The organism is Leucogemmata humicola (genome assembly GCF_055379415.1).
The window spans coordinates 2,922,334-2,944,011 of record NZ_AP040875.1 but is presented as its reverse complement, the minus strand read 5'-3'; the positions used below and the strand labels follow the sequence as shown (position 1 = coordinate 2,944,011).

Here is a 21,678-nt window from a genome sequence, read left to right as displayed (position 1 = left end):
AGATTTGAACGTTCAGGACCCAATTTAGGAACTGAAACCCTTCCAACGCGGACGACCAAGCCCCTGGATTTGCAATTGCAAGCGCTGCTTCTCCCGAATAAGGTCGTCCTTCTGGTCCGCGCTCGCGAGGGGGAGTTCTCGATCGATCTGCATCATGCGTTCGGCGATCGCCCGCGCGAGCAACGCGTTGATGCTGGCGTCGACCGTTTCTTGCGCCCGGTCGAGACCACCGGTTTCGTTCATGAGATCCTGCACCACCGCCGTCGCCTCTTCATCCAACAGCGCGACAATTTCGTCGAGCATCGACTCCGCATCGTGCGTTGTCAGCTGAATGAAAATCGCACGATAAGGCGAATCGCCAAAGCTCTCGGCCCCCAGGCGCTCGGCAACGGGCTCGACATATTGCCGGCGGTGCAGCAGCATCCGGACGAGTTCGCGTTCAGCTCGGGTTCCGCTGGTCGTGTAGTTTCGACGTCGCTCGCCAGTGCGAACCGGCGCCGATTCGTCGAATTCCGGGGCATCGGGCGGCGGACCGTGGTGCTCAGGCGGCCCACCGCGGCGTTGCCGAGGCGCCGCAGTGAGCTCGGCCGTCAGCATCTCGCGGGAGACACCCGATACCTCGCTCGTGCGTGAGACGTACAGATCCTTGGTCACGCGGTCCGCTGTCGCTCGAATCGTCGGCAACAGGTGGTCGATCGCCTTGCGCTTTCGCCGAAGGTCCGAAAACCAACCGCCGCGCTCGAGGATCTGAATCTTTCGGTCGAATACGTCGACAGATGCAGCGGCCGCTCTCTCGAATCCGTCCGCGCCAGCCTTGGCGACGAACGTGTCCGGATCGTCACCGTCGGGGAGCGAGATCACGCGAACGGAAATGCCCGTCGCAAGAAGGATATCGCCGGAGCGAAAGGTCGCCTTGAGCCCGGCCTGATCGCTGTCGTAGAGCAGAAACACATTCTTCGTGTACTTCCCGACTAGCGCCGCCTGTGGTTCGGTGAGTGCCGTGCCGAGCGGTGCGACGACTTCCGTGATCCCGGCGAGCGCCAAGCGAATTGCGTCGAAATACCCCTCGACGACAATGAGTCGGTCGGCCTTTCGAATCGATTGCTTCGCCCAGTTCAGCCCGTAAAGCAGACTTCCCTTGTTGAAGACCTCAGATTCGGCCGAGTTGAGATACTTCGGCTCGCCGTCGCCGAGCACACGACCACCGAAGCCGACAGGGTGCCCGCTCACATCGAAGATCGGGAACATGAGCCGATCCCGAAAGCGTGGACGCGGCTCGGGGCGATCTTCGCGGGTGACGAGCAGTTTGGCGGCGAGCTGACGCTGTTCGTCGAATCCGAGTGCGGCAAGCGCATCGCGCATGGCGTTGAGATCGCGCGGCGCATAACCAATCGAAAAGCGTTCGGCGTCCTCTCGGGACAGTCCGCGAGCCTCGAGATAGTCGCGTGCGATCTTGCCGCCCGGGCTATCCCAGAGCTGTCGGCGAAAGAATTCGAGAACCGACGCGTTGACTTCCCACAACGGCTCGCGCGTATCTCGCTCTTCCGAGCGCTTTGCGACTTCATGCACCTCGACGCCTGCGCGAACGCCGACCCACTTCACAGCTTCAACGAAATCGAGGCCGAGGTGCTTCTGCGCGAACGTGAAGACGTCGCCTTTTTCGCCGCAGCGAAAGCAGTTGTACCCGCCATCTGCCATCACAGCAAAGTTGTCGTTCTTGCCGTGGTGGAAGGGGCACGGTCCGCGAAAGCTGTTGCCAACGCGTTTGAGTTTGACGAACTCGCCAATGATCGAGACGATATCCGCCTCGTTCCGTACGCGCTCGACGACGTCGTCAGGAATCACGCAAACTCCACCAACGTTACACCTGCACCACCCTCGTTCCACGCGCCGAGGCGGAACTCCTTCACGCGAACGTCCTTCTGCAACATTTCAGTGACGCGCTCGCGAAGCGCGCCCGTTCCCTTCCCGTGAATGATCCGCAAACGTCGGAGATCGGCGCGGACCGAGGCATCGATCGCGTGAAGCATCACGGCTTCAGCTTCGTCGATGCGCATTCCGCGAAGATCGATCTCCGTCGGCACGTACTCGTCGGGAAGATCGCCTGTCCAGATCTTCACCGTCTCTTGCGCCGACTGTTCCACGCGACTCAGCGACTTTCGCGGCACCGTCATCTTGATCGCGCCAACGGCAACAACCGCATCGCCGTCACGAATCTCCATGAGCCGGCCGACTTTCCCGCCGAGCGTGGCGACGGCAACTGAATCGCCGACTTCAACCGGCTGGTCGCGACGAACAGGCGCTGCCGCAGTCCGACGCTGAACGTTCGCCTCTTCGCGCTCGAGGCGTTCGAGCTCCACGTTCTGTTTCGCTGCAAGTTGCTCCGCGCGATGCCGTGCCTCACGCCCGGCGGCATCGATGGCGTCAGCGCCCTGCGATTTGAGACCTTTGATCGTCCGATCGATTTCGGCGCGGGCGTCGAGTAGATAACGTCGCGCTTCCTGACGCGCTTCGCGTTCGGCCGTTCGCTCGCGTTCACGCACGCTGTGTTCACGCTTCGCGACATCAGCAATCCGTCGACGCGCGTCGTCCGCGATCGCCGTTGCTTCGCGCTCGCGAATGTTGAGTTGTTCGTCGCGGCTCTCGAGTTGCTCAATCAAGGCGGCAACGTCGCGCTCCTGCTGCGGCAGGCGTTCTTCGGCGCGGACGACAACGTCTTCCGGAAGCTGTAGCCGACGCGCGATCGCAATGCCGTACGATCGGCCGGGAATGCCTTTGATCAAACGGTAGGTCGGCGCGAGTGCCACGGAGTCGAACTGAAGTGACGCGTTCACAACCCCGCCAACGTGCGACGCGAGTTCCTTGAGTGTACCGAGGTGCGTCGTAGCGACGGTCATCGCGCCGCGCGACGTGAGACTCTCGAGAATGGCCCAACCGAGCGCCGCGCCCTCGATCGGATCGGTGCCAGAGCCCAATTCGTCGATCACTACGAGTGAATCGCCCGTGGCCAGTCGAAGAATTTCGGCGAGATTCTTCAGGTGTGCACTGAACGTCGACAGGCTTGCTTCGATCGACTGTTCGTCGCCGACATCGGCGAACGCGTCGTCGAACATCGCAATGCGGCTGCCTGCTCCAACCGGCGCGGGAATTCCCGACTGTGCGAGCGCGGAGATTAAGCCGAGCGCCTTGAGCAGCACCGTTTTTCCACCGGTGTTTGGCCCAGAGACGAGCAACGTGCGCTCTGACGGCAGCATGGCCAGATCGAAGGGCACGACGTCACCGCCCTTCGCGAGCAACAACGGATGCCGGCCATTTCTGATCTCGAAACCCTCGCGCGCCGGCACGAGCGTCGCCGGAGCGCAGGCGAATCGAACGGCGAAGCGTGCACGCGCATGCAGGGTGTCGAGTTCAACGAGCGCATCGAGCGTCGCGATGATCTCGTCGCGACGCGGGCGCAACTCGTCGGTCAACTCTAGAAGAATTCGTTCGACTTCCTCGAATTCCTGGGACTCGAGCTCCCGCATGCGATTGCCGAATTCCACTGCGGCAGGTGGTTCGACGAACAGCGTAGCGCCCGACGCCGATGTGTCGTGGACGATTCCCCCGGCAATGACACGTGCTTCACGCCGCACGGGGATCACGAATCGACCGTTGCGCATTGTCACGGACATGTCGGACACGCGGTGGTGCGCCTCGAGCTTTCCCATTTCGCGTTCGAGAATGCGAATGAGCTCGTCCTGAGACGACCGCAGCTCTCGTCGAATGCGTCGAAGCGCGGCCGACGCGTCGTCCTTGACCGTTCCGTCCTCGAGAATCGACTTCTCGATGCGCGTCTCGAGCGTCTGTGCGGAAATCAACGCATCGAGCAAGGGAGCGAGCACGGCGCGCACGATCGCCGGGCGTTTTGGATCGCGCAGCGATGTCTGCGTTCGGCGCGACGTGCGAAGCAGCGTTGCCGCAGCAGCGAGTTCCAGCCCACTCCAAATGCTTCCGATCACACGCAGGCGCGCCAAAGCTGCCGTGAGATCGGGCGTGGGTTCTGGACGCCACGGTTCGTCGCCGGCGAGCGTTTCGCGAACGGCGGCAACGCGCGTGTGCTCGCGGTCGAGGAACGAAGCATCCGTCGTGGGCGCGTACGCGCGAACGCGCACAGCACCGAGATCAGACGTGGCAAACCCGGCGACCACCTCGAGCACGCGCGGAAACTCGAGAACGGACAGCGCGTGCGAATTCATCCTTCAGCCTCCCGCTCCAATAGCGTCGTCGCCGAACTCCTCAGGACGGGCGCGACGTGCGCGCCGCCAACTCTTCGCGGACGATGGCGTTGATCGTTCCGCCCTCAGCGCGTCCCTTGAACTGGGACATCACCTTCCCCATCACCGCACCGACATTCGCTGCGCCGCCCTCGATGGCCGCGACGACGGCTGCGCGGATTTCATCGTCGCTCACGCCCACTGGAAGATACGCACTGAGCGCTTCGACTTCCGAGCGCTCGGTCGCCGCCAGATCGGCACGACCACCCTTGTCGAACATCTCGATCGACTCACGGCGTCGCTTGATACCACGGCGGAGGATGTCGTTCACGTCCTCGTCGGTGACGTCACGCTTGAGCTCGATCTCGCGATTCTTGATATCCGAGATGATCGTTCCGAGAAGCGTCACCCGAGCCTTATCCTGCGCCTTCCGCGCGGTATTGAGGTCGGCCTGCAGGCGCGCGAGGAGTTGAGACATGCGATGAATTCCGACTGGCTAGTGGCGGGAAGAGCTCGGCGTTGCCGCGCCAGATAAGTGTAGCGAGCACTCCAACCTATCGGGCGGCTAGAACGGGCGTAAGAAAGCGGCGATCAACCCGGCGGCCACGCCATCGACCGGCCACCGAGCAGGTGTAGGTGAATGTGAAACACCGTCTGCCCGGCATCGCGGTTCGTGTTGATGACCGTTCGATACCCTGATTCAGCGATGCCTTCCGAGCGGGCAATCTCCGCCGCCGCGAGCGAGAGTTTGCCAATCAGCGCCGCGTCCGTCGCCTCGTTGAGCGACGCGACATGCTCCCGCGGCACGACGAGAATATGCGTTGGCGCTTGCGGATTGATATCGCGAAAGGCCACACAATCCGTCGACGAATAGACGTGCGGCACCGGAATTTCCTGTCGAACGATGCGGCAAAAAAGACAATCGTCGGCCATTAGACAGATCTCCCGAGCATTTGCAGGTTGCGGCAGACCGCGACAGCGGTGATTCCCGCCGTTTCAAAACGCAGCGTCGTTGCGGCGAGACGAGCGGGCTGCCAACCGGCAGCGATCAGCGCGTCACGCTCGCCTTCCTCCAACCCACCCTCTGGGCCAAAGAGTATCACCGGTTCGGCGCTCGTCGACAGTCCGGCCAATGACGCGAGCGGTTCGCCGGCGGCGTCGAGCAGAATGTTCAGCCGCCCTTCGGCTCGCGCCACATCCGAAACGGCAACGTCCGGCAGCAGGGTCGGAAGCCACGCGCCACCCGACTGTTCGAGAGCACTCAACATCCGCGCACGAACCTTCTCGGCGAACGCCGGCCCTTCGCCACGCGGCGACACGCTCGCGGAGCGCCGAAAGCGTACGCCCTGCCACGTCGTCACGCCGAGCTCCGTCGCCTTCTCCGCGAGCCACAGCATGCGATCGCGATCGCCGATTGGCACACGAAGATGAATCGCCGACGGAGGCGCAATCACTTCGATATCCTCGACCGAAATGTCGACGGCGCCGCGCCGAATCGCTGCGATCGCGCCCAGGCCCACGTGTCCGGCACCATCGACAACGCGAACGTTGTCGCCGAGCTCGAGTCGCTTCACGCGTGCGTGATGCGCCGCGGCCTCACCGAGAGTCGAAATAGATCCGGCGACCGGGGCGGACTCGACGACGAAGGTCGCTACCGACGGGCGATCGTCGCGCTCCACCACGCGTCCTCAAAGTCTTCGGCACGCACGACCCAACCGCCTTCGTCGAACGAGCGAAGCATGTGCTCGCGCTCGGCGGCAAGAATGCCACTGAGAATTGCTTCACCGTTCTTGGATAGCGCCGCCGCGAACTGCGGAAGGAGGCCGATCAAGACGGACGAGATGATGTTCGCCGTGATCACACGCAGAGGCGCGACGAGCGGTAGGAGCAGCGCTGCATCGCCTTCGATGACGCTCACGCGGTCGCCCACGCCATTTCGCGCGACGTTCTCTTCGGCGTTGCCGATGGCGTCTGGATCGATCTCGATGGCGGCAACCTGACCGGCACCGAGCTTCGCGGCCGCAATCGCGAGCACTGCACTGCCTGCACCAAGGTCGGCTACTCGATCACCCGGGCGAATGACTGCATGCAGCAATCGAACGACGCCACGCGTCGTTGCGTGCTCACCGGTTCCGAACGCCATTCCCGGCTCGATGACGATTGTCACATTAGCGTCGCGTCCGTCGGCGAGCCATGGGGGCACGATCGTCAGCCGGCCAACACTCTGCGCACGAATTCCCTGCTTCCACTGCTCCGACCAATCGATGTCGGGAAGCGGCTCCGTCTCCACGCGAGCATGTGGGTCAGCTGCCACCGCCGCGCACAACAGCGCATCGGCTGTCGTTTGATCGGGGACATGCGTTACGAGGCCGTCAGCGGTTTCCTGTACGCCCTGTGCTCCAGCATCGAACAGAGCCGCACTGACTGCGGCAGTGTCCTTTGAGAAAACTCTGACGGTGATCCACTGTCCGTTGCCCGCGTCGTCGGAGTTCGTCACGCGCCGAGCGCTTCTTTCATCTTCGCCCAGAAACCCTTGCCGCGACCGTCGGCCGGGACACCGGGCTGGATTTCACCAAGCCGAGAGACCAGCTGGCGCTCTTCGTCTGTGAGGCGCTCCGGCGTCCAAAGCTGCACGCGGACGTGCAGATCGCCATTGCCGCCAGAGTTCACTCGGGGCAGTCCGCGTCCGCGCAAATGAAACACGTGTCCGCTCTGGGTCGACGGCGGCATCGCGACGCCGGTGTGGCCAGACACCGCAGGCACACTCAGATCGGCACCGAGCACGAGTTGAGAGTATGTAACGAGCACTTCGGTATACAGATCTTCGCCGTCGCGCTCGAAGCGCGGGTCGTCCGCCACTTCGAAGAGAACGTGAACGTCGCCGCGGGGCGCGCCCTTGGAGCCCGCGTTGCCGACGGCGCGCAACGTCATGTACTGACCGGTGGCAACGCCAGCCGGAATCTGAACGGCGAGTTCCTTGTCGCCGCGCAGACGTCCTTCGCCTTTACACTTCTTGCATGGCGACTGGATGATGCGGCCTTCGCCGTGACAGGTCGGGCATGGCGCGACGGTCACGAATTGGCCAAAGAACGAGCGCTGCGCACGTCGCACTTCACCCGAGCCAGAGCACGTGGGACACGTGCTCGACTTGGAGCCTGGCTCCGCGCCGCTGCCGTCGCAACGATCGCACGGATCGAGCACCTTGATGTTGATCTTCTTCTCGACGCCCGTTGCGACTTCGGGAAGGGTCAGCGGCACGCTGATCTTCATGTCCTCGCCGGACTTCGGGCCGCCGCCCGATCGTCCGCCGCTGAACATCTCCTCGAAGCCACCGAACCCGCCGATGTCCCGCATGAAGATGCCGAGTGCTTCGGAGAGGTCGACGTGATGGAATCCGGCGTTGCCGCCGCCGCGCAGACCAGCCTCGCCATAGCGATCGAACGCCGCGCGCTTCTGTGGATCGCGCAGAACGTCGTACGCCTCGGTGATCTCCTTGAACCGCTCCTCGGCTTCCTTCGAGCCGTTGTTGCGGTCAGGGTGATTCGTCATCGCAAGCTTGCGATATGCCTTCTTGATGTCGTCGTCGGACGCACCGCGCGCCACGCCGAGGACTGCGTAAAAATCCGCCATTGTTGTTAGATCAATCCAGCAGATCGCTCAGGAGCTGTGAGGTGTGGCTCACGAGCGAAATGACTTTGTCGTAGGGCATTCGGGTTGGGCCAATCACGCCAATTACTCCGGCCAATGACCCGACGTGGTACTCCGCCGTAACTACGGTGAAATCCTCGAAATTGGGATCATCGTGCTCTGCCCCAATCGTAATCGAGATTCCCGGCGCGTGGGCGCGCTTTCGAATCGCCTCCCCCAACGCTTGGGGCTTCTCGGTCAGGGCGAGCAAACGTCGCATTCGGTCCGCGCCCGAAAACTCGGGTTGCTCGGCGAGCACTGAGGCCGCGCCAAGTACGACTTGGCCGTCGGCTAGCGGCAGTGCCGCGTCGAACAACTGCTCCCCTTCCTGAAGAAAGATATTGAGGAGCTCAGACGAACTGCGGTCGGCCGTGGCATCGCGGAGACGGGCGGCCAGCGAATGCCGAATCTCGGCGAGGCTCAGGCCTGCCAGGCGGTCGTTGAGGACGTTCGCGACGACCGTCAGCGCCGAGTCGGCAATTTCGCCAGGGACTTCGACGAACACCGTGCGCATAACGCCGCCTTCAAGCGTCAGGACCATGAGGAGTCGGTCGCTGCTCACGCGTACGAGCTCGAGCCGACGAAGGATCGAAACGTCCAGGCGAGGTCCAAGGGCGACGCCGAGTTCCTGCGTCAGAACCCCGAGTGTCTGGGCAGCGCGGCGCAGAATGGTCTCGATCGGTGACGCGGCACTGCGAGGCGACAGCTCCTCGGCCAGACGATCCGTTTCCGCCGCGTTGATCGGCGCGAAGCTCAACAGCGAGTCGACATACAGCCGATACGCTTTGTTTGTAGGGATGCGCCCAGCGGATGTGTGCGGATGAAAGAGAAAACCCTTCTCTTCCAGATCGCTCATGGTGTTTCGGATGGTCGCGGGCGACACGCCAAGCCCAAACCGGCGTGACAGGGTTCGCGACCCGGCAGGCTCGGCAGTTTCGACGTAGCTGCGAATCACCGCTTCAAGAACACGGCGTTCGCGCCTGCTGAGCTCCTCGGATGCCATAACTTCAAAGCTAGTAATGACTTCGGACGAGTGTCAAGTCGGCGGCAAGCGCATCGAGACGCAGCCACCCCAGCGGAGTCAACACCACTCGTCCGTCGCCGACCCAGCGAGCCCACCCGGAATCGACCCACGCGGAGACGCGAGCGATTTCTGGACCGTTCACCGTCAGTCCAGCGAGAGTGCGGAGCGAGAGGTACACCTCCTCCGCAATGCGGTTATCCGCCGTCAGTTCCTCGCTTTCCTCGATCGGATCTCGACCCTCGGCCAGGCGGTGCATCCATTCGACGTACGCTGAAACGTTCCAGCGACGCCGCCGACCGTCGAACTCGTGCGACGACGGGCCCAGCCCGGCGTATGGTGCGCCAGACCAGTACGACGAGTTGTGCCGCGAATGCTGACCGGGGCGCCCAAAGTTCGAGACCTCGTAGTGCTCCAGCCCGGCTGCCGACAGCGCGTCGTGAGCATGCAAGAACTCGAATTCGTATCGATCGTCGGGAGCTTCGGTGAGCTCGCCACGCACCTGCCAACGACTCATCGGGGTGTGCGGTTCGATCGTGAGGCCGTACAACGAGAGGTGCGACGGTTCGAGCTCGAGCGCTCGAGCCACGTCTGTCTTCCAATCCCGATCGATGCCTTCGGGCAGGGCGAAGATCAGATCGAGCGACAGATTTGCGATTCCTCCACGGCGCGCAGCATCAACGGCGTGCGGAATGGCGGATGCGTCGTGCGAACGATGCATCCACGTGAGCACACGATCGTCGAACGACTGGCTGCCGAGCGAGAGTCGATTGACACCTGCGTCGACCCATGCAGCGACTGCGTCTGGAGTGACGTCTTCGGGATTCGCCTCGAGGGTGACTTCCGCGTCGGGTGCGAGATCGATTCTGCGCCGGAGCATCGATAGCATCTCCGACACGCCGTCGGCGCCAAGCCGCGACGGAGTTCCACCACCGAAGTAGAGCGTGTCTGCGGGCCACTTTTCATCGCCGCCGAACCGAAGCTCCAGCTCTCGGCCGAGTGACGCGTTGTACTCCTCGTGAGGCACGACGCGTCGAACGGCGATCGAGAAATCGCAGTACGCGCACCGACGGGCGCAGAACGGAACGTGCACGTACACATGGCGCGGGAGCACTTTGAAATATAGGCCCGTGCGTGGCCACCCTTTAGCGTCGCCGGATTTCTCCTGTGAGGGCGCATTCGACGGCGCCACGCAGTTCGAGCGACGTCACCGCGACGAGGCACTGCGCGACTGGCAGTGCCGTTCGAGCGCACAGTTCGTCGAGCGACGATGCGCGTTCGGCGAGCGCCTTCCAGATTCGCGTCTCGTCATCGTTGCGCAACTCGGGAGTCGATCGACCAGCGTGCGCGAGCCCGACCAGCGACAGCGCGTCGGCAACCGACATGATCGGGTGCGCTCCGTCGCGAATCAGCTCGTTGGAACCCTGGCTCTGCGGCGAGTCAATCGGCCCAGGTACGACGGCCACGTCGCGACCCAACTCGGTCGCATCTTTGGACGTGATGAGCGCGCCGCTTCGAAAGGGCGCCTCAATGACGATCGTCAGCCGAGCGAGGCCGGCAATGATTCGGTTGCGGCGAGGGAACGATCCTTTGTCGGAACGCGCGCCCGGCTCGAGCTCAGAGAGGACCAGTCCTCGCTGCTGGATTTCGCGATGCAGCGCGGTATGCGCGCGCGGATAGGCGACGTCAGCCCCAGTCCCCAGCACGGCAACGGTACGACCACCGGCATCAAGCGCCGCGCGATGCGCGCACGCATCGATGCCGAGTGCCATGCCGCTCACCACACATGCTCCGGCGCGCGCGAGTGCCATCGCGATCTCTCGCGTCATGCGCAAACCGTAATTCGTTGCCCGGCGTGTTCCGACGATGGCGACGATCGGCGCTTGCAGCACGTCCCAATCGCCAATGGACCAGAGGGCGCCTGGCGGATCGCGCAATTCGCGCAGTGCTTCCGGATATCGATCGTTCGACCGCGCGACGAGAGTCAAACCCGCGGCCTTGCCGCGGCGCATCAGAATATCCGCTTCGGCGTAGGCGGCGCGTGCGATCTCCGGCGGGAATGCCGTATCCAACGCCTCCGCCGCGGAGCAAAACGTTTCGGTGAGTTGTAAGTGAGTGACGCTGCCGACATCGGCGACGAGGGTGAGCGCGAGCATCGCGCGCGCCTCGTCAGGGGAGCTGAATCGACTCGTCGGTCCGGACACTCGCCTTCTTCATGTCGAGCAGTTGCGACCACCACGCAGCCAACACCGGATCGAGCCCGCTGCGGCCAGCAGCACTGATCGCGAACACACCGAACGCGTCGGGAGCTTCGATCGGTGGCGCGTCGTCGTCACCCAACAGATCCATCTTGGTGAACACCACGCAGTGCGGCTTCTGCCCGAGTTCGGGCGAATAAGCTTCGATCTCTGCGCGGAGTTGGTCGTATTCGGTCTGCCAGTCGATGGCGTCGATCGGAATGAGAAACGCCAACGCGCGGGTTCGCTCGATATGCCGGAGGAACTGGAGGCCGAGTCCGCGACCTTCGTGCGCGCCTTCGATGATTCCAGGAAGGTCCGCGACGACGAATGTACGATTCGCCGAGAGCTGCACGACGCCGAGATTGGGGCTGAGCGTGGTGAAGGGATAGTCGCCGATTTTTGGACGCGCTGCGGAGATCACCGAGAGCAGGGTCGACTTGCCTGCGTTCGGTTGACCCACGAGTCCAATGTCGGCGATGAGCTTGAGCTCGAGCTCGAGCGTCCGCGCGTCGCCGTCTTCACCCGGCTGATACTCTCGTGGCGATTGATGTGTCGCGGTCGCGAAGTGTGAATTGCCCTTGCCCCCGCGACCGCCGCGCGCGACGACGATGCGCTGTCCGCTCTCGAGAATTTCACCGATGCGTTCGGACGACCGCGTGTCGGTGATGATGGTGCCAACCGGAACCGGCAAGACGATATCTTCGCCCGATCGTCCGCTTCGATTTGAGCCGGAGCCGTGATCGCCCGTCTCAGCCGTCCATGAATCTCGATAGGTGTAGTCGAGGAGCGTCGACAGGTTGCTGTCGCCAACGATCACGACGTCGCCGCCTCGACCGCCATCGCCGCCGTCGGGTCCGCCCATGGGCACGAACTTCTCGCGACGAAAGGAGGTAATCCCCGATCCGCCGTCGCCCGCCTTCACATTCACTACCACGCGATCGATAAACACGATGCTACTTTCCTCGGACTCGCGCCCAGAGCAGGCGAACTGAATGCGTATGTGTGTCGCCCACGAGGTCGGCGATCGCATCGATCGTGGCCTCGACCACGCTCGGCTCCACACCCACGTTCAGCGCTCCATGCAAATGTGAATGCAGCTGACGATCCTGCTTCGATGCGGCACATGCCGCAACGACGCAGAGCTCGCGCCGGCCAAGATCCAGCGCCGGCCGCGACAATACCTTTCCATATCCCTCAACGATCATCCATTCGTCCAACAGCGGATGCAGTGCCCGCACGTTGTCGCGCAATTTCTCGTACATGCTGCCGTAGACAGCCGAACAGGTCGCCTCTCCATCCTCGCGCCATTCGTTCGCCGGCAGTGAAGACTCATCGGCAATTGCCGGCTGAACTCGACGCCATTCACGCATGGCGTTGAGCGCGCGAGGAAAGCCAGCGAACAAATACGTCTGCAGCCCTAGCTCTTCGACCCACTGTGCGGGGATCGAGTCGCGCGCATCAGCCATCGCCGCCCGAATTTCCGTTTCCGACCCGGCCGCAATGATCGCGGCGAGCCGCACGAGCGAACGAGTGGCGGAATCGAGTTCGCGCAACGTGGCCGGCGCCGAACCGGTTGGTGTCATCGTTTCACCGCGGAGCGTACCGATTACGAGTTGTCAGGCGGAGAGACGAATCTCGCCAACGACTTCGCCGCGCGTGTTCCTGACCGGACGGCGTGAGAATTCTTCGAGGCGCGGGGGGAGTGTTTCGGGCAGCACGTCGAGGAGCTGCAGCATCCGCAACACGGCCGGAAACTGCGCGCGCTGCGCGCCGTCATCCACCTTTACCGCAAAGCCGATTCCCTGTTCTGGCACTGCCACAGAGTGAACGCCTTCGGCGCCGATCTTGGCGATGGCGCGACCATCGGTCTCCTCGATCAGTACGGAGTCGAATCGGTCCGTACCGCCGATGAGAAACGGACGCGTGCGCATGGCGTGCATGATGCGCGATGGAATCTCGTCCTCGTCCCGAACGCCACGTGCGAGCCGCGACCATGCGCGCGCCATGTTCTCGAGCGGAAGTGCGAATGCAACCACGCCGCATCCGTCGATCGCCTGGCCAATGTCCTCTTCGTTCATCCCCGCCCACTCGGCGATCTCGCGCAAACAGCATTTCTGCACGTGGTGATCGCGACGCTCGTAGCCGTACGTCTGCCAACCAGCCGTCTGGGCGCGCGCCAACATCGCGGCATGTTTGCCAGAGCAGTTGTTGTGCGTGCGTGTCAGAAGGGCGCCTGACTCGCGCAGCAGCTTCATTCCGCGCGTGGAGAGCGGATCATGCGGTCCGCAGGCGAGGTCGCCCTCTTCCATGCCGATATCGTGCAGCATTCCTTCGGCAATGGCGACATGTTCGGGTTCGCCGCCGTGCGATGCACAGGCGAGTGCCAGCTGATCGTCGCCCCAGTGCAGCGAATCGAAACCGCCAGACTCCAGCAGCGGCATCACCTGAAACGGCTTCGCGCACGATCGCCAGGAGCTGACGAGCGCGGGCGAGTGGGCGCTGGCGATGAGCGTGTCGTCGGCGCCGACAACCGCCGCGTGAACGCGGTGGCGCGATTCGATTTCCGCGCCGCGAGTCGCGACAACGTCCAGCTCGAGCGATTTCATGCGATAGGGGGGCGTCCGCAGGGCCGTTGGTGGCGACACCAGACACGGTGCCTGCCATCCCTCGACTGTGCCCGAAACCTAATGGGGCGACCGGGGCGAAAGGGCTGAACCGGTGCGCCGGTGCTGGTTACGCGGTTGCCGGCCGCTGGCGCGCCGAACGGGCCGCCACGTAGATGCCGGCGAGAATGAGTCCGCCTCCAGCGAAAGTCGCTGGCCCAGGCACTTCGCGAATCCCGGGGAGGGTCGCCGCGAGGAACGTCGCGCCCACGGGTTCTCCGAGCAGCGTGAGATTCACGACGTACGCGGGCAGGTATCGGAGCGCCCAGTTCAATCCTGTGTGCCCGAGCAGCATCGGCCCAATGGCGAGGCCGAGAAAAATCTCGAGCTCGCGAGGCGGCTGATGGAGGATGGGGGCGCCGACGCCGGCGGCGAAGATCAGCAGGACGACGAAGCAGGTGCCGTACACGAGCGCAACGTACGGCCACAGATCGAGTGTAGCGCGGAGACGGCGGCCCGCGACAACGTAGCACGCCGCTGTTGCGGCTCCTGCGAGCGCGAGGAGGTCACCCAGCAGGGCGTGGCTGGCCGCCGCTTGCGAGCTTGACGCGAGATCGGGATACGCGACGACGAGTGCGCCGAGCATGGCGACGGCAATGCCAATCCACTGTGCGCGCGTTGGCGGCTCGTGCAGCCAACCGACCGATAGTAGCGCAACGATCGCCGGCTGCATGTTCACGAGAACAACCGATGCCGCAACTGTCGTGAGGGCGATCGATGCATTCCAGCTCCAGAAATGGAGCGCGAGCATGATGCCCGCGCCCACCGACAAGAGCAATTGCGATCGATCAAGTCGTCGCCACTGTCGCCACGATCCGGTCGCCACGAGCGCGCCGGCGATGAAGATCAGTGAAAAGCCAATGCGCCAAATCGCAATCGTCAGCGGATGCGCGTGCGAGAGTCGCACGAGCGGACCCGCAAACGAGATACCGATCAGCGCCAGACACAGAACAATCGATGCGGGCATGGCGCGGGAGTGTACCCGCGGGGCATGCAGGCGTCAACATGCACTTGCTTACGAAACTATCTACATGGCAGAACGCAGATCATTCCCTTGAGGTACCGTCGCGGATCCTTGCGAATGTCGTCGAGAATGGCGCCCAGATCGGTCGTCAGCTTATTCAGCTTGTCGTAGAGCGTCGGATCATTGAGAAGTCGGCCTGCGAGCCCTTGGCCGCTCGAGAGCATCTTCATCAGCGAATCGCCAGCGACCGCCATGTTGACCATGTGCGAATACAGCGTGTCATCGCGCAGGAGCTTGCCGACGGTGCCGTTCTTGTCGTTCAGCGCCACGACGAGCGAGTCGGCCGAGGTCACAACTTCGACGAACCGATTGTACAGCGTTGGATCGTTCAGCAGCATCGCCAGGCTGCCATGTGGATTCTCGAACCTTCCAATCATGCTGTTGGCGCGACCCATCGTACCGACGAACTGATCGTACAACGCGCGATTGGTCATCAGTTGGCCAATCGTTCCCTTTCCGTCGACAATGCCGCCGGTGATTTTGCGCATGTCATGGGTCAGCCCCACCATGTCGTCCACCGCGCCAGCGACCTGCGCGAGTACCGCTTCGTAGTCGAGCGACTGCGCGACGCGAATGGTATCGCCGGCGCGCAGCACGCCGTTCTTGGGCGTTCCGATCGAGATATCGATCACCTTGTCGCCGAGCAGGCCCATCGTGCGGATCTTGGCTTTGGAATCGCCGCGGATCTGCTCCTGAAGCGACGCGTCGATCGCCATGCGGACTCGCAAATTACGCGTGGTATCGTTGTCGACCGGGAGGAATTCGATCGACCGAATCGTTCCAGCGAATTGGCCAGCCACGAACACCGTTCCGCCAGCGCGTAGACCGTTCGCGTTCGGCACGAACGCGACGAGCTCGTAGCGCTTGGCGAACAGATTCGCCGCCTGCCCCAACTTGTAGATCGCGACGCCAAGCACAGCCAGGGCGGCGAGAATGATCCCGCCAACTTTGAGCTGGTCCCACGTGATGAATGACGAGCGTTTCATGATTACAGCCCGCCTAGGAAATCTTGGATGTAGCGATCCTCGCTCGCCGTCATCTCCTCAGGCGTGCCGAAGAACGTGACGCGGCGATCGTTCAGCAATGCGACCTTGCTCGCCATGCGAAACACCGAGCGAATGTCGTGCGACACCACGACGCTCGTCACACCGAGCTCACGCTGAAGCTTCATGATCAGCCGGGTGATCGTTGCCGTGGTCAGCGGATCCAGCCCCGACGTTGGTTCGTCATAGAGCATGATCTCGGGATTGTTCGCCATGCCGCGCGCCACACCGACGCGCTTGCGCATTCCGCCCGAGAGCTCCGACGGGAATTGTTCGGACACGCGATCCGGGTCGAGGTCGACGAACTGCAACTTCTCCCGAACTCGACCCTCGATCTCGTCCTCGTCCATGTCGGTGTGCTCGCGCAGTGGATAGGCAACGTTCTCGAACACGGTCATGGAGTCGAACAGCGCCGCACCCTGGAACACCATTCCCATCTTCTGCCGAACGAGCAGCGCCTCTTCGAAGCTGAGGTGCGTGATGTCGTCACCATCGATGAGCACGCGGCCGCGCTCGGGCACGAGCAGGCGCAGAACCAGTTTGAGAATGGTCGACTTCCCCGTGCCTGATTCTCCGACGATCACGATCGTTTCACCCTGACACGCGACGAACGACACGTTCTCGATGATCGGCACGTCGAAGGACAGCGTCACGTTGTCCAGTTGAACGACCGGTGTACTCGGGTCGCGCTCGCGCGACGCCTTCCCGTCGCGAAGCGCTCCCTCCCGTGCATCGACGGCCAACTCGGTCCGGATCGCATTGCGCACATCCGCCGACCGCTTGCCTTCGCTCGACTTGGATCGGTCAACCATACGACAGCACCGACAGCAGCAGCTGCGTGATGAAATAGTCGACGATGAGAATCAGAATGCTCGACGTAACGACCGTCCGCGTCGTGCTCTGTCCGACTCCTTCCGTTCCACCCGTCGTGCCCAGTCCGAAATAGCACGCCGTGATCGAGATGATCGCGCCGAACACCAGCGGCTTCGACAGCCCCTGAATGAAATCGTTCGGGATGTATCGCAGGATGAATCCGTCCGATGCGATCTGATCCCACACTGTTCGCCAGTATTGCGCCGTCGGCAATCCGACAACGAACGCGGCGATGATGTTCCCGCCAATGATGCCCACGAAATCGTTAATCACCGTGAGCACCGGCAGCATGATCAACGCGGCGAGGACGCGTGGCGTGACGAGCTTCTTGATCGGGTCGGTGCCGAGCGTATTCAGCGCGTCGATCTGCTCGGTGACGCGCATGGAGCCAAGCTGCGCCGCGATCCCCGATCCGACGCGGCCGGCAACCATCAGTCCCGCCAGCACTGGACCGAGCTCGCGAATCATCGACGCGGAAACGAGGTTGCCGATGTACATCGTTGCGCCGAACGTCTTGAGCTGCACCGACGATTGGAGCGCCAGCACCATGCCAGTGAACAACCCAGTGAGCAGCACGATGCCGAGTGACTTGACGCCAATCTCGTCCATCTGCTGAATCACATCCTGCGCGTAGAATGGTCGTGCGAAAATGAACCGCAGCGACTTGCCGGCGAGGATGAAGTACTCTTGCAGCGTCAGGACTTTCGCCTTGGCCGCTTCGTTGATCCGTGTGAGTAGTGCGGGCAAGGAAGTGCGGTCGGAGTCGTGCAGCGGGGGCCGGTCGAGTCCGGAAGGGGCAAACCCCGTGCCGAACTACCTATTCGGTTGACCCCGGTCCGAGCGGACCGCTAGCTTGCGCGCGATGCCCCGCTCTCTTTCTCGCGACCGCTTGGTCGAGCTTCTGCGCAGCGCCGCCGGACGACGCGTCACCGTCGTCGGCGACGCCATGCTCGACGTCTACCTGCGCGGCGACGTCGATCGTATTTCCCCCGAAGCGCCCGTCCCCGTCGTCCGCGTGCGCGATCGCCGCTACGCGCTCGGCGGAGCCGGAAATGTCGCGCAGAATGTCTGTGCGGTCGGTGCGAGGTGCGACCTGGTCGCTACGGTGGGCGACGACGCCGGCGGCCGCCAACTCTGCGAGATGCTCGGACGCATCTCGGCCAATCTCGAATCGCTGGTGACGACCGCACGACCGACCACGACCAAGACGCGTATCGTCGCCCGGTCGCAGCAGGTCGTACGCGTGGACGAGGAGGAGGACGACGACCACAGCGATGCAGATGTCGAGCGTCTGCTCGCGGCCGTGCACGCCTCAGTCGCGCGCGCCGACGCGTTGGTGCTCGAGGATTACAACAAGGGCGTCCTCGTGCCTCGCGTGATCGAAGCGGCGATGCAGGCGGCACAATCGCGCGGCATCCCAATCGTCGTCGATCCGAAGTACCGCAACTTCTTCCTGTATCGCGGCGCCACGATCTTCAAACCGAACCGCCGAGAGCTCGAGGCTGCGCTCGGTGCTGACGTCGATCTCGAGCACCCCACCGCCCTCCCGGCAACGTTCGACCGCCTTGGCGTCGGACACTTGCTGCTGACGCTCGGCGAGCGCGGCATGGTGCTGCTGTCGTCGAACGGCGTCATCAAGCACGTGCCAACGGTGGCGCGCGAAGTCTACGACGTCGTCGGTGCCGGTGACACGGTGACGGCGTATCTCGCCCTCGTTCTCGCCGCCGGCGGGTCGCCAACCGAAGCCGCGATCATCGCGAACTTTGCGGCCGGCGTGGAAGTCGGAAAACCAGGAGCCGCGACGGTCTCACCAGACGAAGTGCTCGAAGCGTACGACGCGTTCATGGAGTCATAGGCTGCTTCTTCACCGGCCCTCACCGAGGCATATATTCAGGCGAGGGTGATGATCTGGTCCCGTAGCTTAGTTGGTTAAAGCAGCGAACTCATAATTCGACGATCGCAGGTTCAAGTCCTGCCGGGACCACTCGTCGTCACGCCGCCGCGCCATTCGATTGAGCGCGGCGGCGTTTCATTTTCTACGGCGACGCAAAGCAGGCGAGCGCCACGTAGCCGCTAACGAGTGTGGTGGCGCCGAGTGTGCGCGATTGCCAGTTGCCGCCAGTCCATCCGGTCCAGGCGATCAGCGGAGCGGCGCCGATGAACGCGTCGAACGCCCAATCGCGTCCGTTGACCGGATAGCGATGCGCAACAACACCGCGCACGTGAGGAATCACTTTGATTGCCGTTCCGGCGACCAGAAAGCTCGCCCACCGAGGCAGTCCGGTTGTTCGATGAATGGTTTCGCCAACGAGCGCACCTGCCGTCGCATAGGCGGCGTGCCATTGGTAGCGGCGAAGCGTATAGCCATGACTGTCGCTGAACGGATTGTCGAACGCCTTGCGGGCGAGGTTGCAGTCTGGCTGTTGCGCGCCAACGTGGGCGGACGCAAGCAGCATCATCGCCGCGAGCACCTTGAGCATCTCTGAATTCTCTCGTCGAGCAGGGTTGTTGGAGAACTTCGGGAGGGAGGAGCGCAGTTCCTGCCGCAACGCACTGACGCTTGCATCGCCGGCCGCCTGCAACAGCGGTGGGCGATAGCCAACGGCCCGCGGTAGAGCCGCGAGAACGTGAGGCGAAATTGTGGAGTGCGACGGGTAGGAACTGACCTTCTGGCTGTGCGACGTACGAGCGTGCAGACGTGCCGTGCGTCTATCCGCGCGATCTGCCGCGGAGCGCGATCGACCTTTCAGCGCGCGGCGATTTTATCGTCGAGGTTGGCAGTCCGCAAGATTCTTTCTCGCCCGTTTTGCGACGCTCGGTGCGCGTCGAAATGGCTGCCCGCGGTCTACCGTTGTCGGCGGCGCTCGAATATGTTTGACACTCTGGTCGCGTAGCTCAGCTGGTTAGAGCGCTGCTTTCACACAGCAGAGGTCCACGGTTCGAGTCCGTGCGTGACCATTGATCCAAACGGCGACAAAAAAAGGTGCTACCGCGAGACATTCGCCGTAGCACCTTTGTCGCGTCTGGACCTTCGAACCCCGCTCGCTACGATGAAGCCCCGGCCTTCACTCCGTTCGTGACCTCAGCACCGGCGTGGCGCAGGCGCCCGGCGAGCACGTCGTTCACGCGCGCCGTGACGAGCAGACGATCGCCGTCCATGCGCTGATCGAGCACCTCGCCGTCGCGGTGAATTTCCGCGAGCAGCTTTCCATCAGACGGAGAAATCCGGATCTCAGCCAACGGACGTCGCTGTCGAATAGCTGTCGCGAGTGACCGGCGCAGCGGTTCGAGGCCACCTTCGGACATGGTCGAGACAAAGATCGACGACGGAATCAATGCCCCGATTCGCTCCTGAAGCGCGAGCAGCGCGTCGTGCTCCAACAGATCGATCTTGTTGAACACGAGGAGCTTCGGCCGGTCGTTCACGCCGAGTTCGTCGAGCACTTGATCCACGACGATGCGCTGTTCTTCCCACGTGGGCGAACTCGCGTCGATCACGTGCAGCAACAGATCTGCCTCGCTCGTCTCCTCCAACGTGGCGCGGAACGACGCGACCAGATGGTGAGGCAGCTTACGGATGAACCCGACCGTATCGGTCAACAACACGTGGGCATTGTCGCCGAGGTCGACGTCGCGCGTCAGCGGATCGAGCGTGGCGAAGAGACGATCCTCGACGAACACGTCCTTGCTGCTCGACAGCGCGCGGAGAATCGACGATTTACCTGCGTTGGTGTAGCCGACGATCGACGCCTTGAACTGCGACTGTCGCGACTGACGTTGAATGGCGCGACCGCGCTGAACGTCATGCAACCGTTCGCGCAGAATCTTGATGCGATGGTTGATGAGTCGGCGATCGGTTTCGAGCTGCGTTTCGCCAGGGCCGCGCATACCGATGCCGCCGCGAAATTTCTCGAGGTGGGTCCACATTCGCGTCAGCCGCGGCAGCATGTATTCGAGCTGTGCAAGCTCGACCTGCATTTTCGCCTCGGCCGTCCGTGCTCGCGTCGCGAAGATGTCGAGGATCAGTTCGGCGCGATCCATCACGCGCTTGCCGATCGCGTCCTCGATGTTCTTGCCCTGGGTCGGCGAAAGCTCGTCGTCGAACAGAACGAGGGTTGCTTCCGTTTGGCCCACTCGATCGCGGAGTTCGTCGATCTTTCCCTTCCCCAGATATGTGCCGGGGTGTGGTCGGTCGATCTGCTGGGTCAGCTCACCCACGACCGTTGCGCCGGCCGTATCCGCGAGCTCGGCCAGTTCTCGAAGGTGGTCGTCGATGAGACGTCTCGCGCCCGGACGCTTGAGCGGGGCGCCAACCAGAAGCGCCCGTTCAACGGGCGCTGTGACGACGATCGGATCGCGGCTTATGGTATTATCCTCTTTCGACTTTTGTTATCGCGCAACACCTGTCGTGGTGAAGCGTCCTGTGGCCGAGTACGGCACGGTGAAGTGCCCCACGGCAGAACCGACCGTCACGTCGCCGAGAACGTGGTAGTTGACCGCGCCCGTATTCAGCAAGCTTCGGCCCGCAGCACCCAGTCCTGCGTAGGTGAAATCGACCGGAATCGTGACGTCGGAAGTTTCACCCTCCTGCACGGTGAACAGCTTGTCCAGCGCTCCGTTCGCTATCGTGATGCTGTCGCCTGCCATTGCGACGCGATACGTCAGGCGCGTTGCATCCAGCCGAAAGTGATTCGGGTTCTGAACGGCTAGCACGACGTCGAGTGATCCACCCGTGAGCCCGACCCCTTTCAAGGTCACCTGCTTGAGCGTCACGACGGGCTCTTTGAACGCCGCCTTGCCAAGTGCCGAACACCCGGCGCCCGCGACCGCCGCGGACAGAACTACCGCCAATGCGAGTTTTCTCATCGCCGTCC

General features: G+C 63.0%; 21 protein-coding genes and 2 tRNA genes. 3 read left to right on the top strand and 20 right to left on the bottom strand.

The window, feature by feature from the left end:
* Positions 1–24: 24 nt before the first annotated feature.
* The 17 genes from dnaG to AC6H4Z_RS12150 form a co-directional block, all read right to left on the bottom strand.
* The gene (gene dnaG, locus AC6H4Z_RS12230) at positions 25–1,845 is read right to left on the bottom strand and encodes a DNA primase (RefSeq protein WP_497542248.1); all 1,821 of its coding nucleotides are present in this window, start codon (positions 1,843–1,845) and stop codon (positions 25–27) included.
* Positions 1,842–4,235 carry an endonuclease MutS2 gene (locus AC6H4Z_RS12225; RefSeq protein WP_497542247.1) on the bottom strand — a complete coding sequence of 798 codons (2,394 nt, stop codon included), beginning with the start codon at positions 4,233–4,235 and terminating at the stop codon, positions 1,842–1,844. Before AC6H4Z_RS12225 ends, dnaG begins: the two co-directional genes overlap by 4 nt.
* A gap of 40 nt (positions 4,236–4,275) precedes the next feature.
* A complete protein-coding gene (locus AC6H4Z_RS12220) occupies positions 4,276–4,731 on the bottom strand; it encodes a GatB/YqeY domain-containing protein (protein WP_497542246.1) in 456 nt (151 codons plus the stop codon).
* Positions 4,732–4,844: 113 nt separating this feature from the next.
* The gene (locus AC6H4Z_RS12215) at positions 4,845–5,186 is read right to left on the bottom strand and encodes a histidine triad nucleotide-binding protein (RefSeq protein ID WP_497542245.1); all 342 of its coding nucleotides are present in this window, start codon (positions 5,184–5,186) and stop codon (positions 4,845–4,847) included.
* Positions 5,186–5,932: an RsmE family RNA methyltransferase gene (locus tag AC6H4Z_RS12210; RefSeq protein ID WP_497542244.1), complete on the bottom strand. Its 747-nt coding sequence runs from the start codon at positions 5,930–5,932 to the stop codon at positions 5,186–5,188. Before AC6H4Z_RS12210 ends, AC6H4Z_RS12215 begins: the two co-directional genes overlap by 1 nt.
* Positions 5,905–6,750 (bottom strand): 50S ribosomal protein L11 methyltransferase, encoded by an 846-nt coding sequence (locus tag AC6H4Z_RS12205; protein WP_497542243.1) that lies wholly within the window; start codon positions 6,748–6,750, stop codon positions 5,905–5,907. The genes AC6H4Z_RS12210 and AC6H4Z_RS12205 overlap by 28 nt, the downstream gene beginning before the upstream one ends.
* Positions 6,747–7,883 (bottom strand): molecular chaperone DnaJ, encoded by a 1,137-nt coding sequence (dnaJ, locus tag AC6H4Z_RS12200; RefSeq protein ID WP_497542242.1) that lies wholly within the window; start codon positions 7,881–7,883, stop codon positions 6,747–6,749. The genes AC6H4Z_RS12205 and dnaJ overlap by 4 nt, the downstream gene beginning before the upstream one ends.
* 10 nt (positions 7,884–7,893) lie before the next feature.
* On the bottom strand, positions 7,894–8,943 hold the full coding sequence (gene hrcA / locus AC6H4Z_RS12195; protein ID WP_497542241.1) for a heat-inducible transcriptional repressor HrcA: 1,050 nt from the start codon (positions 8,941–8,943) through the stop codon (positions 7,894–7,896).
* Positions 8,944–8,953: 10 nt separating this feature from the next.
* A complete protein-coding gene (gene hemW / locus AC6H4Z_RS12190; protein WP_497542240.1) occupies positions 8,954–10,075 on the bottom strand; it encodes a radical SAM family heme chaperone HemW in 1,122 nt (373 codons plus the stop codon).
* Positions 10,076–10,106: 31 nt separating this feature from the next.
* Positions 10,107–11,117, bottom strand: a complete 1,011-nt coding sequence (dprA, locus tag AC6H4Z_RS12185; protein WP_497542239.1) for a DNA-processing protein DprA — start codon at positions 11,115–11,117, stop codon at positions 10,107–10,109.
* 13 nt (positions 11,118–11,130) lie between these two features.
* Positions 11,131–12,153 (bottom strand): GTPase ObgE, encoded by a 1,023-nt coding sequence (gene obgE / locus AC6H4Z_RS12180; protein ID WP_497547036.1) that lies wholly within the window; start codon positions 12,151–12,153, stop codon positions 11,131–11,133.
* A 1-nt stretch (position 12,154) separates the two neighbouring features.
* A complete protein-coding gene (locus AC6H4Z_RS12175) occupies positions 12,155–12,784 on the bottom strand; it encodes a carboxymuconolactone decarboxylase family protein (protein ID WP_497542238.1) in 630 nt (209 codons plus the stop codon).
* Between the two features lie 33 nt (positions 12,785–12,817).
* Positions 12,818–13,807 carry an asparaginase gene (locus tag AC6H4Z_RS12170; protein WP_497542237.1) on the bottom strand — a complete coding sequence of 330 codons (990 nt, stop codon included), beginning with the start codon at positions 13,805–13,807 and terminating at the stop codon, positions 12,818–12,820.
* A 127-nt stretch (positions 13,808–13,934) separates the two neighbouring features.
* Positions 13,935–14,831, bottom strand: a complete 897-nt coding sequence (locus AC6H4Z_RS12165) for a DMT family transporter (RefSeq protein ID WP_497542236.1) — start codon at positions 14,829–14,831, stop codon at positions 13,935–13,937.
* Positions 14,832–14,887: 56 nt separating this feature from the next.
* The gene (locus tag AC6H4Z_RS12160; protein ID WP_497542235.1) at positions 14,888–15,874 is read right to left on the bottom strand and encodes an MlaD family protein; all 987 of its coding nucleotides are present in this window, start codon (positions 15,872–15,874) and stop codon (positions 14,888–14,890) included.
* Between the two features lie 2 nt (positions 15,875–15,876).
* On the bottom strand, positions 15,877–16,743 hold the full coding sequence (locus AC6H4Z_RS12155) for an ABC transporter ATP-binding protein (RefSeq protein ID WP_497542234.1): 867 nt from the start codon (positions 16,741–16,743) through the stop codon (positions 15,877–15,879).
* On the bottom strand, positions 16,736–17,551 hold the full coding sequence (locus tag AC6H4Z_RS12150) for an MlaE family ABC transporter permease (RefSeq protein WP_497542233.1): 816 nt from the start codon (positions 17,549–17,551) through the stop codon (positions 16,736–16,738). The genes AC6H4Z_RS12155 and AC6H4Z_RS12150 overlap by 8 nt, the downstream gene beginning before the upstream one ends.
* A 115-nt stretch (positions 17,552–17,666) precedes the next feature.
* On the opposite strand from AC6H4Z_RS12150, the gene AC6H4Z_RS12145 reads away from it, so the two are divergent.
* Entirely contained in the window at positions 17,667–18,659 is a 993-nt protein-coding gene (locus tag AC6H4Z_RS12145; protein WP_497542232.1) for a bifunctional heptose 7-phosphate kinase/heptose 1-phosphate adenyltransferase, read from the top strand.
* 55 nt (positions 18,660–18,714) lie between these two features.
* Positions 18,715–18,788, top strand: a tRNA-Ile gene (locus AC6H4Z_RS12140).
* A 52-nt stretch (positions 18,789–18,840) separates the two neighbouring features.
* On the opposite strand, the gene AC6H4Z_RS12135 is transcribed toward AC6H4Z_RS12140, so the two are convergent.
* A complete protein-coding gene (locus AC6H4Z_RS12135; protein ID WP_497542231.1) occupies positions 18,841–19,284 on the bottom strand; it encodes a hypothetical protein in 444 nt (147 codons plus the stop codon).
* 404 nt (positions 19,285–19,688) lie between these two features.
* On the opposite strand from AC6H4Z_RS12135, the gene AC6H4Z_RS12130 reads away from it, so the two are divergent.
* Positions 19,689–19,762 (top strand) — tRNA-Val (locus AC6H4Z_RS12130).
* 87 nt (positions 19,763–19,849) lie between these two features.
* On the opposite strand, the gene hflX is transcribed toward AC6H4Z_RS12130, so the two are convergent.
* Together hflX and AC6H4Z_RS12120 are read right to left on the bottom strand one after the other, a co-directional pair.
* The gene (gene hflX / locus AC6H4Z_RS12125; RefSeq protein ID WP_497547035.1) at positions 19,850–21,121 is read right to left on the bottom strand and encodes a GTPase HflX; all 1,272 of its coding nucleotides are present in this window, start codon (positions 21,119–21,121) and stop codon (positions 19,850–19,852) included.
* Between the two features lie 72 nt (positions 21,122–21,193).
* Positions 21,194–21,670, bottom strand: coding sequence for an LEA/WHy family protein (locus AC6H4Z_RS12120; RefSeq protein ID WP_497542230.1), 477 nt, complete (start codon positions 21,668–21,670; stop codon positions 21,194–21,196).
* Positions 21,671–21,678 lie beyond the last annotated feature (8 nt).

Excerpts from the sequence above, each read along its gene's own strand:
- AC6H4Z_RS12145 (WP_497542232.1), top strand. The coding sequence starts at position 17,667 with ATGCCCCGCTCTCTTTCTCGCGACCGCTTGGTCGAGCTTCTGCGCAGC.
- AC6H4Z_RS12135 (WP_497542231.1), bottom strand. The coding sequence starts at position 19,284 with ATGCTCAAGGTGCTCGCGGCGATGATGCTGCTTGCGTCCGCCCACGTT.
- dprA (WP_497542239.1), bottom strand. The coding sequence starts at position 11,117 with ATGCTCGCGCTCACCCTCGTCGCCGATGTCGGCAGCGTCACTCACTTA.
- AC6H4Z_RS12155 (WP_497542234.1), bottom strand. The coding sequence starts at position 16,743 with ATGGTTGACCGATCCAAGTCGAGCGAAGGCAAGCGGTCGGCGGATGTG.
- AC6H4Z_RS12160 (WP_497542235.1), bottom strand. The coding sequence starts at position 15,874 with ATGAAACGCTCGTCATTCATCACGTGGGACCAGCTCAAAGTTGGCGGG.
- AC6H4Z_RS12120 (WP_497542230.1), bottom strand. The coding sequence starts at position 21,670 with ATGAGAAAACTCGCATTGGCGGTAGTTCTGTCCGCGGCGGTCGCGGGC.
- AC6H4Z_RS12170 (WP_497542237.1), bottom strand. The coding sequence starts at position 13,807 with ATGAAATCGCTCGAGCTGGACGTTGTCGCGACTCGCGGCGCGGAAATC.
- AC6H4Z_RS12175 (WP_497542238.1), bottom strand. The coding sequence starts at position 12,784 with ATGACACCAACCGGTTCGGCGCCGGCCACGTTGCGCGAACTCGATTCC.
- AC6H4Z_RS12220 (WP_497542246.1), bottom strand. The coding sequence starts at position 4,731 with ATGTCTCAACTCCTCGCGCGCCTGCAGGCCGACCTCAATACCGCGCGG.
- hrcA (WP_497542241.1), bottom strand. The coding sequence starts at position 8,943 with ATGGCATCCGAGGAGCTCAGCAGGCGCGAACGCCGTGTTCTTGAAGCG.
- dnaJ (WP_497542242.1), bottom strand. The coding sequence starts at position 7,883 with ATGGCGGATTTTTACGCAGTCCTCGGCGTGGCGCGCGGTGCGTCCGAC.
- AC6H4Z_RS12225 (WP_497542247.1), bottom strand. The coding sequence starts at position 4,235 with ATGAATTCGCACGCGCTGTCCGTTCTCGAGTTTCCGCGCGTGCTCGAG.
- AC6H4Z_RS12215 (WP_497542245.1), bottom strand. The coding sequence starts at position 5,186 with ATGGCCGACGATTGTCTTTTTTGCCGCATCGTTCGACAGGAAATTCCG.
- AC6H4Z_RS12165 (WP_497542236.1), bottom strand. The coding sequence starts at position 14,831 with ATGCCCGCATCGATTGTTCTGTGTCTGGCGCTGATCGGTATCTCGTTT.